This is a genomic window from Lysobacter sp. P5_B12 (assembly GCF_056400425.1).
This window is the reverse complement of record NZ_JBFULG010000007.1, coordinates 194,077-209,869: the sequence shown is the minus strand read 5'-3', so window position 1 is coordinate 209,869 and position 15,793 is coordinate 194,077. Positions and strand designations below refer to the sequence as shown.

18 protein-coding genes are annotated in these 15,793 nt (G+C 63.7%); 12 read left to right on the top strand and 6 right to left on the bottom strand.

Annotated elements, in window-relative coordinates; genetic code table 11:
* A partial coding sequence (locus AC1DOM_RS12735; RefSeq protein WP_498963850.1) for a methyl-accepting chemotaxis protein occupies window positions 1–1,600 on the top strand: 1,600 nt, incomplete at its 5' end.
* A gap of 111 nt (window positions 1,601–1,711) precedes the next feature.
* Here the strand turns inward: AC1DOM_RS12735 and AC1DOM_RS12730 are convergent.
* Window positions 1,712–2,458, bottom strand: a complete 747-nt coding sequence (locus tag AC1DOM_RS12730) for a hypothetical protein (protein ID WP_498963849.1) — start codon at window positions 2,456–2,458, stop codon at window positions 1,712–1,714.
* Window positions 2,459–3,340: a cupin domain-containing protein gene (locus AC1DOM_RS12725; RefSeq protein WP_498963847.1), complete on the bottom strand. Its 882-nt coding sequence runs from the start codon at window positions 3,338–3,340 to the stop codon at window positions 2,459–2,461.
* A gap of 107 nt (window positions 3,341–3,447) precedes the next feature.
* On the opposite strand from AC1DOM_RS12725, the gene AC1DOM_RS12720 reads away from it, so the two are divergent.
* From AC1DOM_RS12720 to pdxR, 3 genes are all read left to right on the top strand, one after another.
* Window positions 3,448–3,990, top strand: a complete 543-nt coding sequence (locus tag AC1DOM_RS12720) for a carboxymuconolactone decarboxylase family protein (RefSeq protein WP_498963845.1) — start codon at window positions 3,448–3,450, stop codon at window positions 3,988–3,990.
* Between the two features lie 9 nt (window positions 3,991–3,999).
* On the top strand, window positions 4,000–4,449 hold the full coding sequence (gene msrB, locus AC1DOM_RS12715; protein WP_498963843.1) for a peptide-methionine (R)-S-oxide reductase MsrB: 450 nt from the start codon (window positions 4,000–4,002) through the stop codon (window positions 4,447–4,449).
* A gap of 67 nt (window positions 4,450–4,516) precedes the next feature.
* Window positions 4,517–5,950, top strand: coding sequence for a MocR-like pyridoxine biosynthesis transcription factor PdxR (pdxR, locus tag AC1DOM_RS12710; protein WP_498963841.1), 1,434 nt, complete (start codon window positions 4,517–4,519; stop codon window positions 5,948–5,950).
* A gap of 2 nt (window positions 5,951–5,952) precedes the next feature.
* On the opposite strand, the gene AC1DOM_RS12705 is transcribed toward pdxR, so the two are convergent.
* From AC1DOM_RS12705 to AC1DOM_RS12690, 4 genes are all read right to left on the bottom strand, one after another.
* Window positions 5,953–6,384, bottom strand: coding sequence for a cupin domain-containing protein (locus AC1DOM_RS12705; RefSeq protein WP_498963839.1), 432 nt, complete (start codon window positions 6,382–6,384; stop codon window positions 5,953–5,955).
* Window positions 6,385–6,389: 5 nt separating this feature from the next.
* Window positions 6,390–6,830 (bottom strand): carboxymuconolactone decarboxylase family protein, encoded by a 441-nt coding sequence (locus AC1DOM_RS12700; protein WP_498963837.1) that lies wholly within the window; start codon window positions 6,828–6,830, stop codon window positions 6,390–6,392.
* 13 nt (window positions 6,831–6,843) lie between these two features.
* Complete coding sequence (locus tag AC1DOM_RS12695; RefSeq protein WP_498963835.1) at window positions 6,844–8,055, bottom strand: NAD(P)/FAD-dependent oxidoreductase; 1,212 nt, start codon at window positions 8,053–8,055, stop codon at window positions 6,844–6,846.
* 108 nt (window positions 8,056–8,163) lie between these two features.
* Complete coding sequence (locus AC1DOM_RS12690; RefSeq protein WP_498963833.1) at window positions 8,164–8,385, bottom strand: DUF2798 domain-containing protein; 222 nt, start codon at window positions 8,383–8,385, stop codon at window positions 8,164–8,166.
* Window positions 8,386–8,575: 190 nt separating this feature from the next.
* Between AC1DOM_RS12690 and AC1DOM_RS12685 the strand changes: the two genes are divergently transcribed.
* The 8 genes from AC1DOM_RS12685 to AC1DOM_RS12650 all read left to right on the top strand — a co-directional run bounded on the left by AC1DOM_RS12685 (window position 8,576) and on the right by AC1DOM_RS12650 (window position 15,763).
* The gene (locus tag AC1DOM_RS12685; RefSeq protein WP_498963831.1) at window positions 8,576–9,016 is read left to right on the top strand and encodes a carboxymuconolactone decarboxylase family protein; all 441 of its coding nucleotides are present in this window, start codon (window positions 8,576–8,578) and stop codon (window positions 9,014–9,016) included.
* A gap of 20 nt (window positions 9,017–9,036) precedes the next feature.
* Window positions 9,037–10,479, top strand: a complete 1,443-nt coding sequence (locus tag AC1DOM_RS12680) for an aldehyde dehydrogenase family protein (RefSeq protein ID WP_498963828.1) — start codon at window positions 9,037–9,039, stop codon at window positions 10,477–10,479.
* Between the two features lie 51 nt (window positions 10,480–10,530).
* Window positions 10,531–11,484, top strand: coding sequence for an alpha/beta fold hydrolase (locus AC1DOM_RS12675; protein ID WP_498963827.1), 954 nt, complete (start codon window positions 10,531–10,533; stop codon window positions 11,482–11,484).
* A gap of 88 nt (window positions 11,485–11,572) precedes the next feature.
* Window positions 11,573–11,992, top strand: a complete 420-nt coding sequence (locus AC1DOM_RS12670; protein WP_498963825.1) for an organic hydroperoxide resistance protein — start codon at window positions 11,573–11,575, stop codon at window positions 11,990–11,992.
* 321 nt (window positions 11,993–12,313) lie between these two features.
* A complete protein-coding gene (locus AC1DOM_RS12665) occupies window positions 12,314–13,528 on the top strand; it encodes a tyrosine-type recombinase/integrase (protein ID WP_498963823.1) in 1,215 nt (404 codons plus the stop codon).
* 53 nt (window positions 13,529–13,581) lie between these two features.
* Complete coding sequence (locus tag AC1DOM_RS12660) at window positions 13,582–14,229, top strand: hypothetical protein (protein ID WP_498963821.1); 648 nt, start codon at window positions 13,582–13,584, stop codon at window positions 14,227–14,229.
* Between the two features lie 440 nt (window positions 14,230–14,669).
* Complete coding sequence (locus tag AC1DOM_RS12655) at window positions 14,670–15,206, top strand: hypothetical protein (protein ID WP_498963819.1); 537 nt, start codon at window positions 14,670–14,672, stop codon at window positions 15,204–15,206.
* A 251-nt stretch (window positions 15,207–15,457) separates the two neighbouring features.
* Window positions 15,458–15,763 (top strand): hypothetical protein, encoded by a 306-nt coding sequence (locus tag AC1DOM_RS12650; protein ID WP_498963817.1) that lies wholly within the window; start codon window positions 15,458–15,460, stop codon window positions 15,761–15,763.
* The last annotated feature ends 30 nt before the right edge of the window (window positions 15,764–15,793 follow it).

Genomic DNA, 15,793 nt, shown 5'->3' with positions numbered 1-15,793 from the left:
CCGCTTCAATCTCTGGGCGATCGGCGTGATGCTGTTGATCGCACTGGGTTTGGCGGTCGTCCTCGCGGCGCTGATCACGCGCTCCATCGTCCGGCCGCTGGCGCAGGTGGTGGGCGTCGCGCAATCGGTCGCGCGCGGCGACCTGGAAGCGCGCATACCGGCGGCAGACCGCAGCGAAACCGGCCGCCTCGCCGCCGCCATGCGCGACATGGTGGACGTGCTGCGTAGCTACGCCGATGCGCAGGAAGAAATGTTCGACCAGCACGAACTGGGCGAAATCGACCATCGCATCGCGGTGGATCGCTTCCCCGGCGCCTACGCCCGGATGGCCGAACAGACCAACACGCTGGTGGCCTCGCACATCGACGCGACCGCGCACATCCTCGACGTGGTGGCCGCGTACGGACGCGGCGACCTGTCGCGCGACGTGGATCGCATGCCCGGCAAGAAGGGTGAAGCCGCTGCCGCGGTGGACGCGGTCAAGGCCGGCATGCAGGCGGTCAACGCGGAGATCAAACACCTGGTCGATGCCGCGACGGCCGGCGACTTTACCCAGCGCGGCGATGCCGCACGTTTTTCCTTCTTCTATCGCGAGCTGCTCGACAGCCTCAATGCGCTGATGGCCACCGCGGAAGATGGCCTGGCGGAAGTGGGCGCTGTCCTCGCAGCGATGGCCGAAGGCGACCTCTCGCGCCGCATCGATTCCGCGCTGCCCGGCCGCTTCGGCCAGTTGGCCGGCGACGCGAATCGCACGGCCACGCAGCTCACCGACATCGTCGGTCGCATCCGCTCGGGCAGCGATGCGATCAACACCGCGGCGATGGAGATCGCCGCCGGCAACGACGACCTGTCGCGACGCACCGAACAGCAGGCCGCCTCGCTCGAGGAAACCGCGTCCTCGATGGAAGAGYTGACCTCCACCGTCAGGCAGAACGCGGACAACGCACGCCARGCCAACCAGCTCGCCCTCGGCGCCACGCAGATCGCCCAACAGGGCGGGCAGGTGGTCGGCCAGGTGGTCACGACCATGAGCGCGATCCGCGCCTCCTCCAGCAAGGTCGCCGACATCATCGGCGTCATCGACGGCATCGCCTTCCAGACCAACATCCTGGCATTGAATGCCGCGGTCGAAGCGGCGCGTGCAGGCGAACAGGGCCGCGGCTTCGCGGTCGTCGCCTCCGAAGTGCGCTCGTTGGCGCAGCGCTCGGCCGGCGCGGCCAAGGAGATCAAGCAGCTCATCGCCGAATCGGTGGGCCAGGTGGGCGAGGGCTCGGCACTGGTCGACCGCGCCGGCCAGACGATGCAGGAAATCGTGACCAGCGTACAGCGCATGACCGACTTCATCGCCGATATCTCGGCCGCCTCGCAGGAACAGAGCGCCGGCATCGAGCAGGTCAACCAGGCCATCACGCAGATGGACGAAGGCACGCAGCAGAACGCGGCGCTCGTCGAGGAAGCCTCGGCCGCCGCGCGCAGCCTGGAGCAGCAGGCCTCGGAGTTGGTGGATACGGTTGCTGCGTTTCGCCTGCAACGCGAGGCCATCGCTGGCCGGGCGGGAAGTGCGACACCGGTGAGCCTTCGCAGGGCGGCCAACGACTGACGGGATGAAGAAAACCGCCCGGCAGACGAAAGACGACCCAGCTCCCCGCAATCTCATCGCCCGGATGCACATGCGCCCGCGACACGCGGGAGTCGGTTACGCATCGCACGTTTAGCGCTTGTGTGCTTCGTGAAATGCGATTTCGCGCAATCCGATTGATACAAGCGTCGGTTCTGGCTCCGTGCTGCCGTCCGGCAGGCGGCGCAATACCCAGCGCTTGGTCGGCACCATGATGCCCGACACCTCGACGTGATCCGCGACGTAGTGTGCGGCGGGCGCGCTACCCAGGATATCGGCGTCGTAATCCTGGCGCTTGAGGAGGAGCTCGTCGTCGAAGTAGAACGTCTGTACGGTGCTGTGGGTCGCGATATCCCGAGGGAACGTGGCCCGCAGCCGTCGCCATGTTTCGCCGTTCTCCTGCCACGGTTCGAGTTCTTCGGTAGCCACGCCCTTCCATGCGAAGAGGAATGGTGTGTTGAGGTAGGTCCACATCGCGTAACCGGCGAAGTAGGCCAACTGCAACTGGGTCCATGGCGTGTTGAGCGCATGGCCCTGGAATGACGAGCGCGGCTGCAGCATTTCGGACATCACGCCACCTTTGTCGTCTTCGATGGCAACGCGGTCCGGATGGAAGGACGTGTGCAGGTGGGCCGCGGTGAAGGGGAAGTGCGAAGCCCGAGGTTCATGCAGATGGACACGGACGCCGATGTCGTCCATGACATCTTGCTGCTGCTTCAACGGCCAGAGCGCGCCGCCCACGCGCAAGCGAGCCGTGACGTTATCGAAACGATTCCAGCGCTCGAGACCGCCGTAGCGATCGATGACGCCAGTCGCCAACTTGGCCTTGAACTCACCCATCTAGGGATTGGAGCCGACCTTCAAGCTCGAGGCCATCCCCGTTCCGGGGAAGGGTGCTTCGGAGCTTTGCTTCCATTCGCGAGGCGAGACGCCCCAGCGCGCCTTGAAGGCGCGCGACAGCGCCGCCACGCTCCCGTATCCCACGGCGTCGGCAATCTGTTTGAGCGGTTTGCCTTGCCGCAGTTGCTGTTGGGTCAGGCTCAGCCGCCATGCGGCGACGTAATCGGCCGGCGTGGTGCCGATCGCGCGCCGGAATGCGGCGGCGTAGACGCTGCGCGACATGCCTGCTTCGCGCGCCAGGGTCTCTACCGACCACGGTCGCGATGGGTCCGCATGCAGTGCCACCAACGAGCGCGCGAGTTGCGGATCGGCCATGCCGGCGAGCAGTCCCTCTTCGACGACGCCCGTATCCATCAGATGGCGGAGGATGTGAACCAGGACAACCTCGAACAACCGGTCGACGACGACCTGGCGACCGCAATGGGTGCCGAAGGCTTCGCGGAACATCAGGGCCAGTACCGGCTGCAGCTCGTCCAGCTCCTCCAACGGCATCGCCACGAACGCTGGCAGCGACTGCGCCAGGGGATTGTCGCTGCCGTCCCCGAACTGCACGTGCGCACACGTCAGCGAGCCACCTTCGCGCGCATCGGTGACGAAGCGGTGGTGCATGGGGCGCGGGTAGAAGAGCAGCGTGGGGCGCGCGATCTCGATGGGGTCCTGGTGGGAGTGCTCGATGCGCAGGGCGCCGTCCCGCACCAGGTGCAGCTGGCCCAGGCCCGGTTGCGGAGCGAAATCGTTGATCCCGCACAGCGGTCCGGTGTGGAAGGTCCTCACCGACAGGGAGAAGTGCTGGAGCAGGGTGGCGAGTCGGTCGTCGGACATTATTGGGACGAATAGTAAACTATCGAATACAATACATCGCTTTTCGTCCTGACGACAGGCCCATCTTGTGTGGCGTGCCCTCCGCACCAAACACAGGACCCTCTCCCATGCCGTACATCCCCGCTCTCCCGCGCGACGCCGTTTCCCCCGAAATCGGCGCCACCCTCGATGCCGTCAACGCCAAGCTCGGCGACTTGCCGAACATGTTCCGTACGTTTGCGCACACGCCCGTGGCGCTGAACGGTTACATGCAGCTCTCCGCCGCTACCGCCGGCGGCACCTTCAACGCGAAGCAGCGCGAACAGATCGCGCTGGCCGTCGCGCAGGCCAACTACTGCGGCTATTGCCTCGCCGCGCACGGAGCGATCGGCAAGTTGGTCGGCCTGTCCGAGGCGCAGGTCGCGCGCGCCCGCAACGGCGAGGCCGATTCGCCGCGCGATGTCGCCCTGCTCACGCTGGCCCGTCGCATCGTCGAAACGCGCGGCCGCGTGCCGATCGCCGAGCTCGACGCGTTCAAGGCGCAGGGCTTCGACGATGCCGCGATCCTCGAAGTGCTCTCCAACGTCGTGCTGAACCTCTTCACCAACTACACCAACCACATCGCCGGCACCGAAATCGACTTCCCCGTCGTGCCGCGCGCAGTTGCATAGGAGTTCCCCGTGAGCGATTACCGCAAGACCCCCGAAGCCGTCGCGAAGCTGACCGCGCAGCAATACGCCGTCACCCAGGAAGGCGCCACCGAACGCCCGGGCACCGGCGAATACCTGCATAACCACAAGCCGGGCATCTACGTCGACATCGTCTCCGGCGAACCGCTGTTCGCCTCCTCGTCGAAGTACGAATCGGGTTGCGGTTGGCCGAGCTTCACCAAGCCGATCGCGCCGGCGAACATCCAGGAACTGCGCGATGCCTCGCACGGGATGATCCGTACCGAAGTTCGTTCGGCGCATGGCGACAGCCACCTGGGCCACGTGTTCGAAGACGGTCCGCGCGACCAGGGCGGCTTGCGCTATTGCATCAATTCGGCGGCGCTGAGATTCGTTCCGCGCGAGGAGATGGAATCCGCCGGGTACGGGGCCTTTCTCGACCAGGTGGAGGACGTGCGATGAAGGAAGGCCACCGAAAGGTGGCCTTCCGCCGTATTCTTCCCACTCGCATCGACTCCACCGATGGGCCATGGAACTGCACCTGGTCATCGAGGGCACCCGCGAGCTGGCCGCGCAGATCCATCGCCAGCTACGCGAGGCGATCCATTCCGGTCGCCTCCCGGGCGGCACGCAGTTGCCGCCGTCGCGCTTGCTGGCCGAACAGCTGGGCGTGTCGCGCAAGACCGTCTCGGCCGCCTACGATCGCCTCGCGCTCGATCAGTTGATCGTCGCGAAAGTGGGGGCGGGAAGCTTCGTCGCAGCGCGTGCGCCGCGCACGTCCCGCCATATCGGGATCGAGCAGCTGGGCGGTCGCGCGATCGCGCAGCAATGGCAGGACCTGCCCACGCCCATGCGGCACCCCGCGATGCAGGCGCGCTCGCGCTACGAGTTCCTCGGCGGCGCAACGTCCGCGCGCCTGTTTCCGCAGGCGGAGTGGCGGCAATGCATCACCCATGGATTGCGGCGCGTCGCGCAGGCGCGCGGCTACTACGCCGAGCCCGAAGGCCTGCCCGCCCTGCGTGAAGCGATCGCCCGGCACGTGGGCTTCAGCCGCGGCGTGGACTGTACGCTCGACGATATCGTCGTCACCGGCGGCGCCCAGCAGGCGCTCGATCTCGTCGCGCGCGTGCTGATCGAACCGGGCTGCCCCGTGGTGGTGGAAGAGCCCGGCTATCCGCTCGCCACGATGCTGCTCGAAGCACAGCGTGCGCGCATCGTGCCGGTGCCCGTGGATTCGGAAGGATTGCGCGTCGATTTGATTCCCGACGACACGCGGCTCATCTACACCACGCCCGCGCATCAATTCCCGCTGGGCATGCCGATGAGCCTGGCGCGGCGCACGGCCTTGCTCGAACGCGCGGAAGTCCTGGGCGCGGTCGTCGTGGAAGACGATTACGACAGCGAATTCCGCTATGACCAGAATGCACTCGACGCCTTGAAGCGGCTGGATCGCGCGGGCCTGGTGGCGTACGTGAACACGTTTTCGAAAACCCTGACGCCCGACCTGCGCGTTGGCTACGTCATCGCGCCGCCCGCCTTGCGTGGTGCGCTGTCCAACGCCAAGCACCTGTGCGACATGCACACGCCACTGGTGACGCAATGGGCCCTCGCGCGATTCATCACGGAGGGCCACCTGGCCAAGCACGTGCGGCGTTGCCACGCGGTCTACGCGGCGCGCCGCACGCGCTTGCTTGCGCGCTTGCACGGCGATCTCGGGCAATGGCTGGAACCGCTGCCGGCGAACGCCGGTTTCCACCTTGCCGCGCTGTTCCGTCGATCAGTCGACGTCAAGCACCTCTGCCATCTCGCCCGTCGCGTCGAAGTCGGACTGTACGGTCTCGACGAGTTTCATCGGCTGCCGGGTCGCCCCGGCCTGTTGATGGGCTTCGGCGCGATCGAGGCGGAGGACATCGATCCAGCCCTCGATCGAGTCCGGCAGGTGCTCGAACAACTCGCGGTCTGATCTCATCGCGCACCCTGCGGCACCGGCAGCGGGGTGAGCAGCGGTGCGTTCTCGTCATTGAGGATCCAGACGAGCAGCTTCGCCGGCTGCGTCGTGCTCGCGTTGCGCGACACGAGATGGTCCTGGCGCGGCCGTTCGTACCACGATTCGCCCGCGCGATACGTCACCGGGCCTTCGCCCGCGAGCTGCGAGACCACGCTGCCTTCGAGCACGTACGCGATGGCCGAGCCGCCATGCACGTGCGGAATCGAACGCTGGCCCGGCGCGTATTCGACGGTGAAGAACAGGACCTTCTTGCCCGGGCTGTCGGCAAGCGACGGCTGCTGCAACATGGTGCGCTTCTCGCCGCCGTCGACGGGGCCGTGCGCGGACGCAGGTGCGATGAAGGCAGCGAGCGCGGCGAGCGCCAGGAGTTTCGAAGAATGGTTGCGCATGATGGTCACTCCGAGGGAACCGAACGGAAGCCGATCGCCAGGCGATTCCACCCGTTGATGGCGTTGATGGCGACGGTCAGCTTCACGCGTTCTTCTTCGGTGAACTGGCTGCTGAGGAACGCGTAATCGGCGTCCGGCGCGCCGGTGTCCGCGATCTTGGTGAGCGATTCGGTCCAGGCCAGCGCGGCGCGCTCGCGGTCGGTGTAGAACGGCGCTTCGCGCCACACCGGCAACGCGTACAGGCGACGTTCGGATTCGCCGCGCTTGCGCGCTTCGCTGCTGTGCATGTCGACGCAGAAGGCGCAACCGTTGATCTGCGACGCACGCAGTTGCACCAGGTCGATGAGGGTGTGTTCCAGGCCACTGTTCATGACCGCGCTTTCGAGCGCGATCATGGCCTTGGATGCGGAGGGCGAGGCTTTGTAGTAGTCGAGACGGGGATGCATGGGATGTCCTCGATCAATCCGGAACGATGACGAAGTCGGGGTTGGCGACCGCGAACGCGGCGTCCCGATCGGCGGCAGGCGGGTAGATCCACTGCGTGTTGATGTCGCGCTTGACGGCCTTGCCGGACGCGCGCGTCAGCCGCACCTGGCGATCCCATCCTTCCGTGAACAGCGCGCCCCACGGGCCGATGTCGAGGCACGTGACGTACTTGGGCTGGCTGTAGGGGTGCAGGTCCAGACCCACGAGTTCGGCAGCGGCATTGTGTCCGGCGACGCGTCCCAGGCTTTGCGCGTGCTGGCAGGACATCGCGGCGACATTGCCGAGGTCGTCCGTCGCCGCGCGCACGACATCGCCGGTGACGAAAATGTCGTCGGCTTGAGTGGCGCGGAGGAACGCATCGCCGACGACGCGGCCATGGGAATCGTGTTCGCCCGGCACCTGCGCCGCCAGCGGGTTGGCGCGCACGCCTGCGGTCCAGACGACGGTATTGGTTTCGATGCGCTCGCCGGTGGACAGCGTGATGGCATCGGCGCCGATCGACGCGACCGCCGCGCCCGTGATGATTTCGACGCCGCACTCGGCCAGCGCTTCTTCGATCACCGGCCTTGGATTCGGGCCCAGGTCGGGCCCGATGTGCGGGGCCTGCTCGACGACGACGACGCGAATGGCGGCGTCATTGCCCAGCACTGCGCGCAGGCGCTCCGGCATTTCGGCGACCGTTTCGATGCCGGTGAAACCGCCACCGGCGACGACGACCGTATTGCGTGCAGCCGTCTCGGGGCGATGGGCGAGCGACTTCAGATGCGCATCGAGCACGTCGGCGCCCTCGAGCTGGTCGACGTTGAAGGCGTACTCCGCCAAGCCCGGCACCGGCGGCTGGAACAGCTTGCTACCTGTCGCCAGCACGAACTTGTCGTACGGCAGGTGCGTCCGGGTGCCGTCGAGTTGTTCGATCTCGATGCGACGCGCACCGGAGTCGATCGTGTGCACAAGGCCGGCGACGTGGCGCACGCCCACCGCGTCGAACAATGGCGCGAGATCGGGGTCCATGTTTTCCAGGACCGCTTCGTACAGTCGCGGGCGGATCGTCAGGCGCGGGGTCGGCGAGACGACGGTGACGGCGACGTCCTGTTCGCGGCCGGCGAGGCCAATGGCGCGGGCGGCCGAGACGGCGGCCCACATGCCGGCAAAACCTGAGCCGGCAATGACAACGTTCTTTTTCATCGTGGAATTCCTGCGGAGCAGTGGGGGGTGTCGATACCGTAAGTCGCGACTCGCCTCCGACAGGTATCCAAATTTCGATTTTTCCGGGTGGCCTCTCCGCGTCGGCGATCACTTGATCAATCGTTCGACCTGGCCCTGCACGCGCGGACCGATGAACAGAATCGTGGGGACGACAACCATGTAGCCCATTCCCCACGTACGCACCCATTTCAGGAGGAACGCGGCGGGGAATCCGACGTTGATCGAAAGAATCACGAACGAAATGAGGCCGGTGGTCACCAGCCCCATCGACAGGGCGAAGGCGATGCGTCGTTTGTACTGCAGAGTCATGGTGTGTCGCGTCAGTGGTTGGAAAAGCGGCGCACACTCTACCCAACGCATCGGCTGGCATGAATGTCGCAGATGCCTCGATTCCTGCCACGGCAATGGCTTCCGAAGAATGTCCGGATTGGCTCCCCGGGGGCGCGGTTTGCGCTTCTACGATGCCGCCACTCCCCCCGTGCCCCAAAGGACATTCGACATGCAACCTCGTCTCGATTTCTACAAAGCTTCGCCGCTGGCCGCCAAGGCCATGCTCACCCTGGAAAACAGCGTCAAGCACCTCGGCATCGATCCCACGCTGCTCGATCTGGTGAAGCTGCGCGCATCGCAGATCAATGGCTGCGCGTACTGCGTGGACATGCACAGCACCGAGGCGCGCAAGCGCGGCGAAAGCGAGCGTCGCCTGTACGCCGTGTCTGCCTGGCGCGAGGCGCCGTTCTTCACCGACCGCGAGCGCGCAGCGCTGGCCTGGACGGAGAGCCTGACGCTCATCTCCGAAACGCGCGCGCCGGACGCCGACTACGAATGGCTGAGCAGCCAATTCAACGAAGCCGAGCGCGTTGACCTCACCGTCGCCATCAATGCGATCAACGGCTGGAATCGGCTGGCGGTCGGTTTCCGCTCGGTCTCGGCCACCTGACCGGGGCATTGGCAGCAGTCATGAACACCAATATTGCCTTGCATTGGATCGACGGCGAGTGGCGCGATTCGCCGACGCGGAAGCGCTCGATCAACCCGGCGACGTCTGCGTCGATCGGCGAATACGCCGATGGCGGGTTCGAGGAAGCGAAGCTCGCCATCGCAGCGGCGCAGCGTGCGTTTCGCGAATCGCCGTGGGCCTCCGATCGCGCGCTGCGGTCCCGCGTCCTCCATGAGCTTGCGGACGCCTTCGAACGCCATTCCGACGCGCTCGCCGACCAACTCACGATGGAGAACGGCAAGGTGCGTGCCGATGCGATCTTCGAAGTATCGAAGGTACCCTCGAAGCTTCGCTATTACGCGTCGCTGGCGCTGACCGAGCACGGCCGCGCCGTCGAGTCGGCGCCTGGCACACTGTCGGTCGTGCTGCGCCAGCCCGTCGGCGTCGCCGGCATCATCGCGCCGTGGAATTCGCCCGTGATCCTGATGATCCGGTCGCTGGCCCCGGCCTTGTCCGCGGGCACGACGGTGGCGATCAAGATGCCGGGGCAGACGGCGCAGACCAACGCGCTGGCCGCCAGGATCATGAGCGAGGCCCCCTCCTTGCCGCGCGGCGTGATCAATCTGTTCAACGAATCCGGTGCGGAAGGTGCGAAGCATCTGGTCGCCTCGCCGGAGGTGCCGGTCATCAGTTTCACCGGAAGCACCGCCACCGGCCGCGCCATTTCCGCGGCGGGGGCGCAGCATCTGAAGCGCTTCGGCCTCGAACTCGGTGGCAAGACACCGATGCTGGTGTTCGATGACGCCGACCTGGATGTTGCCGTTCCCACGTTGGCGAAGGCGTTGACCGTGTTCTCCGGACAGTTCTGCATGACGGGTTCGCGCGTGCTTGTGCAGCGCGGCGTCGCGGATGCGTTGCGGCGCCGGCTAGCGGAGCGGATCGCCGCGGTGAACGTCGGGCCCGGGAACGACCCGGCCAGCGACATGGGCCCGCTGATCGACAAGGCCAACGTGCAGCGCGTCGACGCGGCGGTGCAGGCCGCGATCGCCGCCGGCGCAAAGGCGCTGGTGCGTGGCGGGCCGGTGGAGGAGGGACCGCTTGCAGCCGGTGCGTTCTACCGCCCGACGCTGCTGGAAATCGACGATGCGTCGATGGACATCGTGCAGAAGGAAACGTTCGGTCCGGTGCTGACGCTGCAGGTATTCGACACCGAAGCCGAAGGCATCGCACTGGCCAACGACAGCGAATACGGCCTTGCCGCCAGCGTGTGGACGCGCGATGCAGCGCGCGCGATGCGCGTCGCGCGGGCACTGGAGGTGGGCACCGTCTGGATCAACGACTGGGCGCTGGTGCACGACGCGCTCGAGGAAGGCGGCTTCAAGCAATCGGGGCTCGGACGCCTCAACGGCCTGGCGGCGTTGGAAGACTTCGTCGAGTACAAGCACGTCGCCCTGCGCGGCTGACGCTCGACGCACGCGCGCCACTCATTCATTCCAAGCATCGAGGTTGCTGCCATGTACGGTTTGCTTTTCAAATTCTTCGCGCCTGCGCTCATCGGCGGCGTGCTGGTCACGTCGGCGTCCGCCAACGAACACGCCGGCAAACCGCCGGAAGCGAAGATCGACTTCATCGCCATCGACAAGGACATCACGCTCCGCAGGATGGTGTTGCGCAATGCGCATCCGAAGGGAAGTGTGCTGCTCCTGCACGGGTTTCCGGAATCGGTGTACGCCTACAAGGACATCGCTGTCGAGCTGGGCAAGGACTACGACGTCCATGCGTTCGATTGGCCCGGATACGGCCAGTCGTCGCGGCCGGGCACCGACCGCTTCAACTACGCGCCCAAGGACTATGCGCGTGTCCTCGGGCAATACATCGCCAAGGCGGGCATCGATCGATCGACGCTCACCATCTACGCCACGGACATCGGCGCGCTGCCGGCGTTGCTCCTTGCGCTGGAAGAACCCGACATCGCCAGGACGATCATCGTGGGCGACTTCGCGCCGTTCGACCGRCCGGCTTATATGTACGAGAGCCTGCAGGCCTTGAAGTCGCAGCCCTCCGCCGACCAGGTGCGCGCCTTCATGAACAAGAACCGCGACGAGATCCTGGCGAACACCTTCTTCAGGGGATTGCCGGACGAAGCGCGCTACGAGATCCCACACGAGTTCAAGGAAGACATCGCGCGCGCATGGAACAACGCGCAGACGACGCCCGTGGATGCCTTCGCGCACTACTACGCGCACTTCACGCGCGACCAGAACCACTTCGAGTCGAACGTGGCGCGCCTCCGCACGCCGATCAGGATCGTCTGGGGCGAGAAGGACGCTTACATCAAGACCGAAATGGGTGCAGAACTCGCGCGCAAGACCAACGTGGAACTGCGCGTGCTCCCCGGCATCGGCCATTACCCGCACCTGCAGGCGCCGGCACAGGCGATCGAGGAGATCCGCGCATCGTTTCGATGACCTGCGTCAACACGCCGTCCGGTGTCCGCCATCGCCGGACGGGTCGAACGTAATGGCGGACTCCCCTTCCACAGCAAAGTAGTGATTCATGATCAACGTTATCGAGAAAGTGGTTTACACCGGCAAGACGCATACGACCGGTGGTCGTCACGGCAAGTCCCGCAGCAGCGACGATCGCCTGGTCGTCGACCTGTCGCCGCCCGGCAGCAACGGCCCCGGCACCAATCCCGAGCAGCTGTTCGGTGCAGGCTGGTCGGCCTGCTTCCTCTCGGCCATCGGCAAGGCGGCCCAGGCAGCGAAGGTCGCGTTGCCGGCCGACGCGGCAGTGGATGCCGAAGTGGATCTCGGGCTGACCGGAGAGTCTGCCTTCCTTGCAGCGCGTTTGAACGTCAGCCTGCCGGGCATCGAGCGCGATGTCGCCGAGGCCCTGGTCGCGAAGGCACACCAGACCTGCCCGTACTCCAAGGCGTCGCGCGGCAACATCGACGTGGAAATCAACGTCGTCTGAGCACGGTGTGGCCTCGGCCAACCCGAGGCCACTTCCGTAGTCCCCAAGGGGCCAGGCTGTCGAGTCCCGACTCGCGACGCGGGGCGGCTGTGCGACGATATGTGGCTTGGGCCTCCCGCCCACCTCATGCACAGGACGTTGGCTTCGCAATGCTGTTGATGATCGATAATAGGCACAGCCGTTCACGATGGTTCGCCTAGGTTCACCGGCCTAGCAAATTCCCCTTTTTTATAGGGGTATTGTGTTCTAAGCCGTTCGTCGCAGTTCGCCCAGAGCCGCTGAAAAAGCGGGTACCATTGCGGGTACCGAAGGGGACTCTCGATGGCGCTCACTGATACCCATATTCGAACGGCCAAGCCTTCGCAGAAGGCATACAAGCTCGTAGACGGACACGGCCTTTTTCTATTGGTCAAGCCCAACGGATCCCGCTTGTGGCGTTACAGGTATCGGATTGGAGGGAAGGAGAATCTTTTCGCTATCGGCGAGTATCCGGGCGTCTCATTAAAGACCGCTCGCGATGAGCGCTCGCGTGCAAGAGAGCTGGTTAAGCAGGGGGTCCACCCTTCTCGTCAGCGCCGTTTAGACAAGATTGTTGCCATTGGCGAAGCTGGCAACACGTTCGAGGCCGTCGCGCTCGAATGGATGAATCAGCACGCAAATTGGACGAGCGCCTATCGGAAGCAAGTTGAGGCGAGCTTCAAGGCCTACGTTTTCTCGAAAATTGGAAGCATGCCCATCAAGGGCGTTGGGGCTGCACATTTGCTGCAAATCCTGAAACGGATTGCGGAGAAGGGCGTCTCCGGACGTCCAGCTCCCAATGTGGCCATTCTGGTTCGCCAATGGTGCTCTTCCATATTTCTGTATGCGATGGCGACACTTCGCGCGGACTCGGATCCTACGGTGGCGCTCAAGGGTGCGATCAAGAAGCCTCGCACGAAGCACAAGACCGCCTTGAACGACAAGGATTTCGCCGAATTCTTCCGGCGCATCGATGATGGCGGAACCCCGCAGGTCCAGATTGCACTCAAGCTCATATTCCTCACCTTCGTCAGGCCAGTAGAGCTACGTGAGGCCTCATGGTCTGAGTTCGACTTCAAGAAGGGCCTGTGGCGAATTCCGAAGGAGCGCATGAAGATGCGAGAGGAGCATGTGGTTCCCTTGTCGAAACAAGCGCTGTCCCTGTTGGCCGAACTGAAGCGAATCACTGGTTCGAATCACCTTCTTTTTCCCAATGTCAGAGACTCGAAGCGGGCAATGAGTCAAACAACAATGAATCGACGTTTGGAACGTCTGGGATATGGCGGGCGGCTCAGCGCACACGCGTTCCGAGCGACCGCATCCACGGCCCTCAACGAGCGTGGATGGCATGCCGACGTTATTGAAAGGCAGCTAGCGCACGCCGAGCGAAACGCCGTTAGGGCTAGCTACAACCACGCCGAGTACATGGATGATCGTCGCGAGATGATGCAAGACTGGGCGAACTATATTGACTCGCAAACAGGTAAGAGCAAGTTGAAGCGGAAGGCAGCTCGCTGATGCGTAGGCCCGCTGGGTTGTCATGGTTGCCAGATTGGGTGTGGGGTGCCTACTTGGAATACCTCGCCGACGAAGGGCCGACAGGCTTCAGGAGCTACGCCGAGTGCACCGGCCCAGACGCCGAAGTCCGCGCATTTTTTGAGCGGATAATCTTCAATGTCGAATCGAAGCCGGCGTGGCGCTCGCTGGCCAAGCGGAAAGACTCGCTGGATGATCTCGTTACACATTCGAACATCAATCATGTGGCCATCGTCTTGGAGATGTGCCATACGAGCTACTTCAGCTATGACCCCAACAGCACTGTCGCTGAGAGCAGCAGAACTCGGCAAGGTGCGTATGTAAGGAATCTGGCTGGGAAGCTCGATCTCGAAATCAACAAGCTGCTTTCTCGGAGTCAACAGCTACCGGAAGAGTTCCTTGGAGTAGACCTGTCGGCAATTCAGCAGCACCTACGGGCGTTGAGATCCTCGGCGGATCAATGGGCCGAATCCAAGCCCGCCGCTGATTCGAGCGGCAAGGGTATCCCGCACCGTCGTCACTTCATTATTGAGGTCGGTACCTATCTTGAGCACTTCTATGGCGAACGGCTCATTAGGTGCGTTGCAGCTCTCACGTCCTGCCTGTTCGAGCCTGTCTCGCACACGACCGTTGGTGCGACGTTGCGGGCCAGAAGCGATGCTCAAAATGGTGTGGTGTCCTGAAACGAAGCTACGGCTTCGACACCAATTGCGGCCTCAGTCGCTGACAAGATCGTCCTGTGCCGGCCATTYCGGTCGGTTAGGACGACGCTATGACAATGACCCCGCTTACCCCTACTTTTGCTCCGCTCGTATCAACATGTAATGCATTTGGCATTGGCCGAACGACTGCGTTCAAGCTAGCTGCCTCCGGTGTACTGAAAACCGTTCGAATCGGCGCCCGCCGGTTTGTATACCTCCAAAGCCTCCAAACGCTGCCCGAACGAGTCGGCACGCCGGGGGGGTGGCCGTGAGTAGCTGGTGTAGTTGGTGCATGGCAAGCCCACCACTTCCGTTCCTCGGCGAGAACGCCTTTGGTGAGTGCTGGCACCCCCTGTTCAGCCTCTTGGAACCTGAGTCGGTCGACGGAGATCTCGATCCGATAAATACCCAAGAGCCTAACAATGAGTGACTCGATGGGTCGCGGCGGCTCCTTCGACATTGAGTGTGCTGCGGCATATCAAGACTATGCCGTCGCGTGGCTTGAGAATCGTGCGCCGTACAACGTTATGTTCACGGGCACGTTTCGTTCGGAGGACGGCATTACTTATGGCATGGCGAAGCTTATTTTTGCCATGTTCGTAGGACGCCTTCGGGATCGGGTGTTTGGGCGCAAGTCGAAGCGCCGAATCGCCATGGTTCCGGTGCTTGAAGGTTACATGGAGCAGATGCAGCGACGTGGATTGGCGTCTGGCTTTCGAGAGGGTACCCACATCCACGTATTGATTGACCTTCCTCTTCCAACAGCGGAAGGGAAAGAGGTAGTGCTTCAGTGTTGGAAGGAAACGCATCGTCTTTGCGGGGATCCAGCTGTCTACTGTCCGGACAGTGATCGCTGGTATCTCGAAATAACCGATGCCCCAATGAGGGCGTCGCTGATCGGCTACGTCCTCAAGAGATGCCGGCAGAATCTCGACGGGCTCCTTCTGGACTACATGTAGGCGCCCAGCTTTCACGAACGGGTCGTATCCCATCTTGGAACAGCTTTTTTTGACGAACTATGGCAGCAGTGGGTAGAGCACCCCCTTGAGTAACCTTTGAATCGAATTAGGTGCGAACAGAGCCCGATCTAAGAAGTCTCAGTTCAAATGCACATCAAACATGGAATCGGCCCGTTATGTGCTTGTTGTACAGAAGGGCCAGACATGGTTTGCAGATAAATAACGAACAAGGCAACAACGTAGGAGGTCCTGTGCTCATCGAGGAGCTAATCAGCAACGAGGCTTCGGTAGCGATCAAAACGCCGCTGCGCGACGCCCTCAACGGGCGCGCGGATTGTTCCGTCGTGAACACGTTTCTTGCTGGTATCGGCGACCGCTTTTGGTCACTAGCGCCCGACGAGCAGCTGCTGGCAGCGGCGTTGCTTGAGCTGCTACAGCTGCGCCCCTACAGCCCATCTCCCCTCGTGCTGGGCCTCATGGCCACGCTGGTGCCTGCCGGAGGTCGCGAAGGCGACGAGTCCGCCCGGAGAGTGGTCCGAGGCAGCCGGTCACGGTAGTCTGCACACCAATGTCGGGGGGCTGGATAG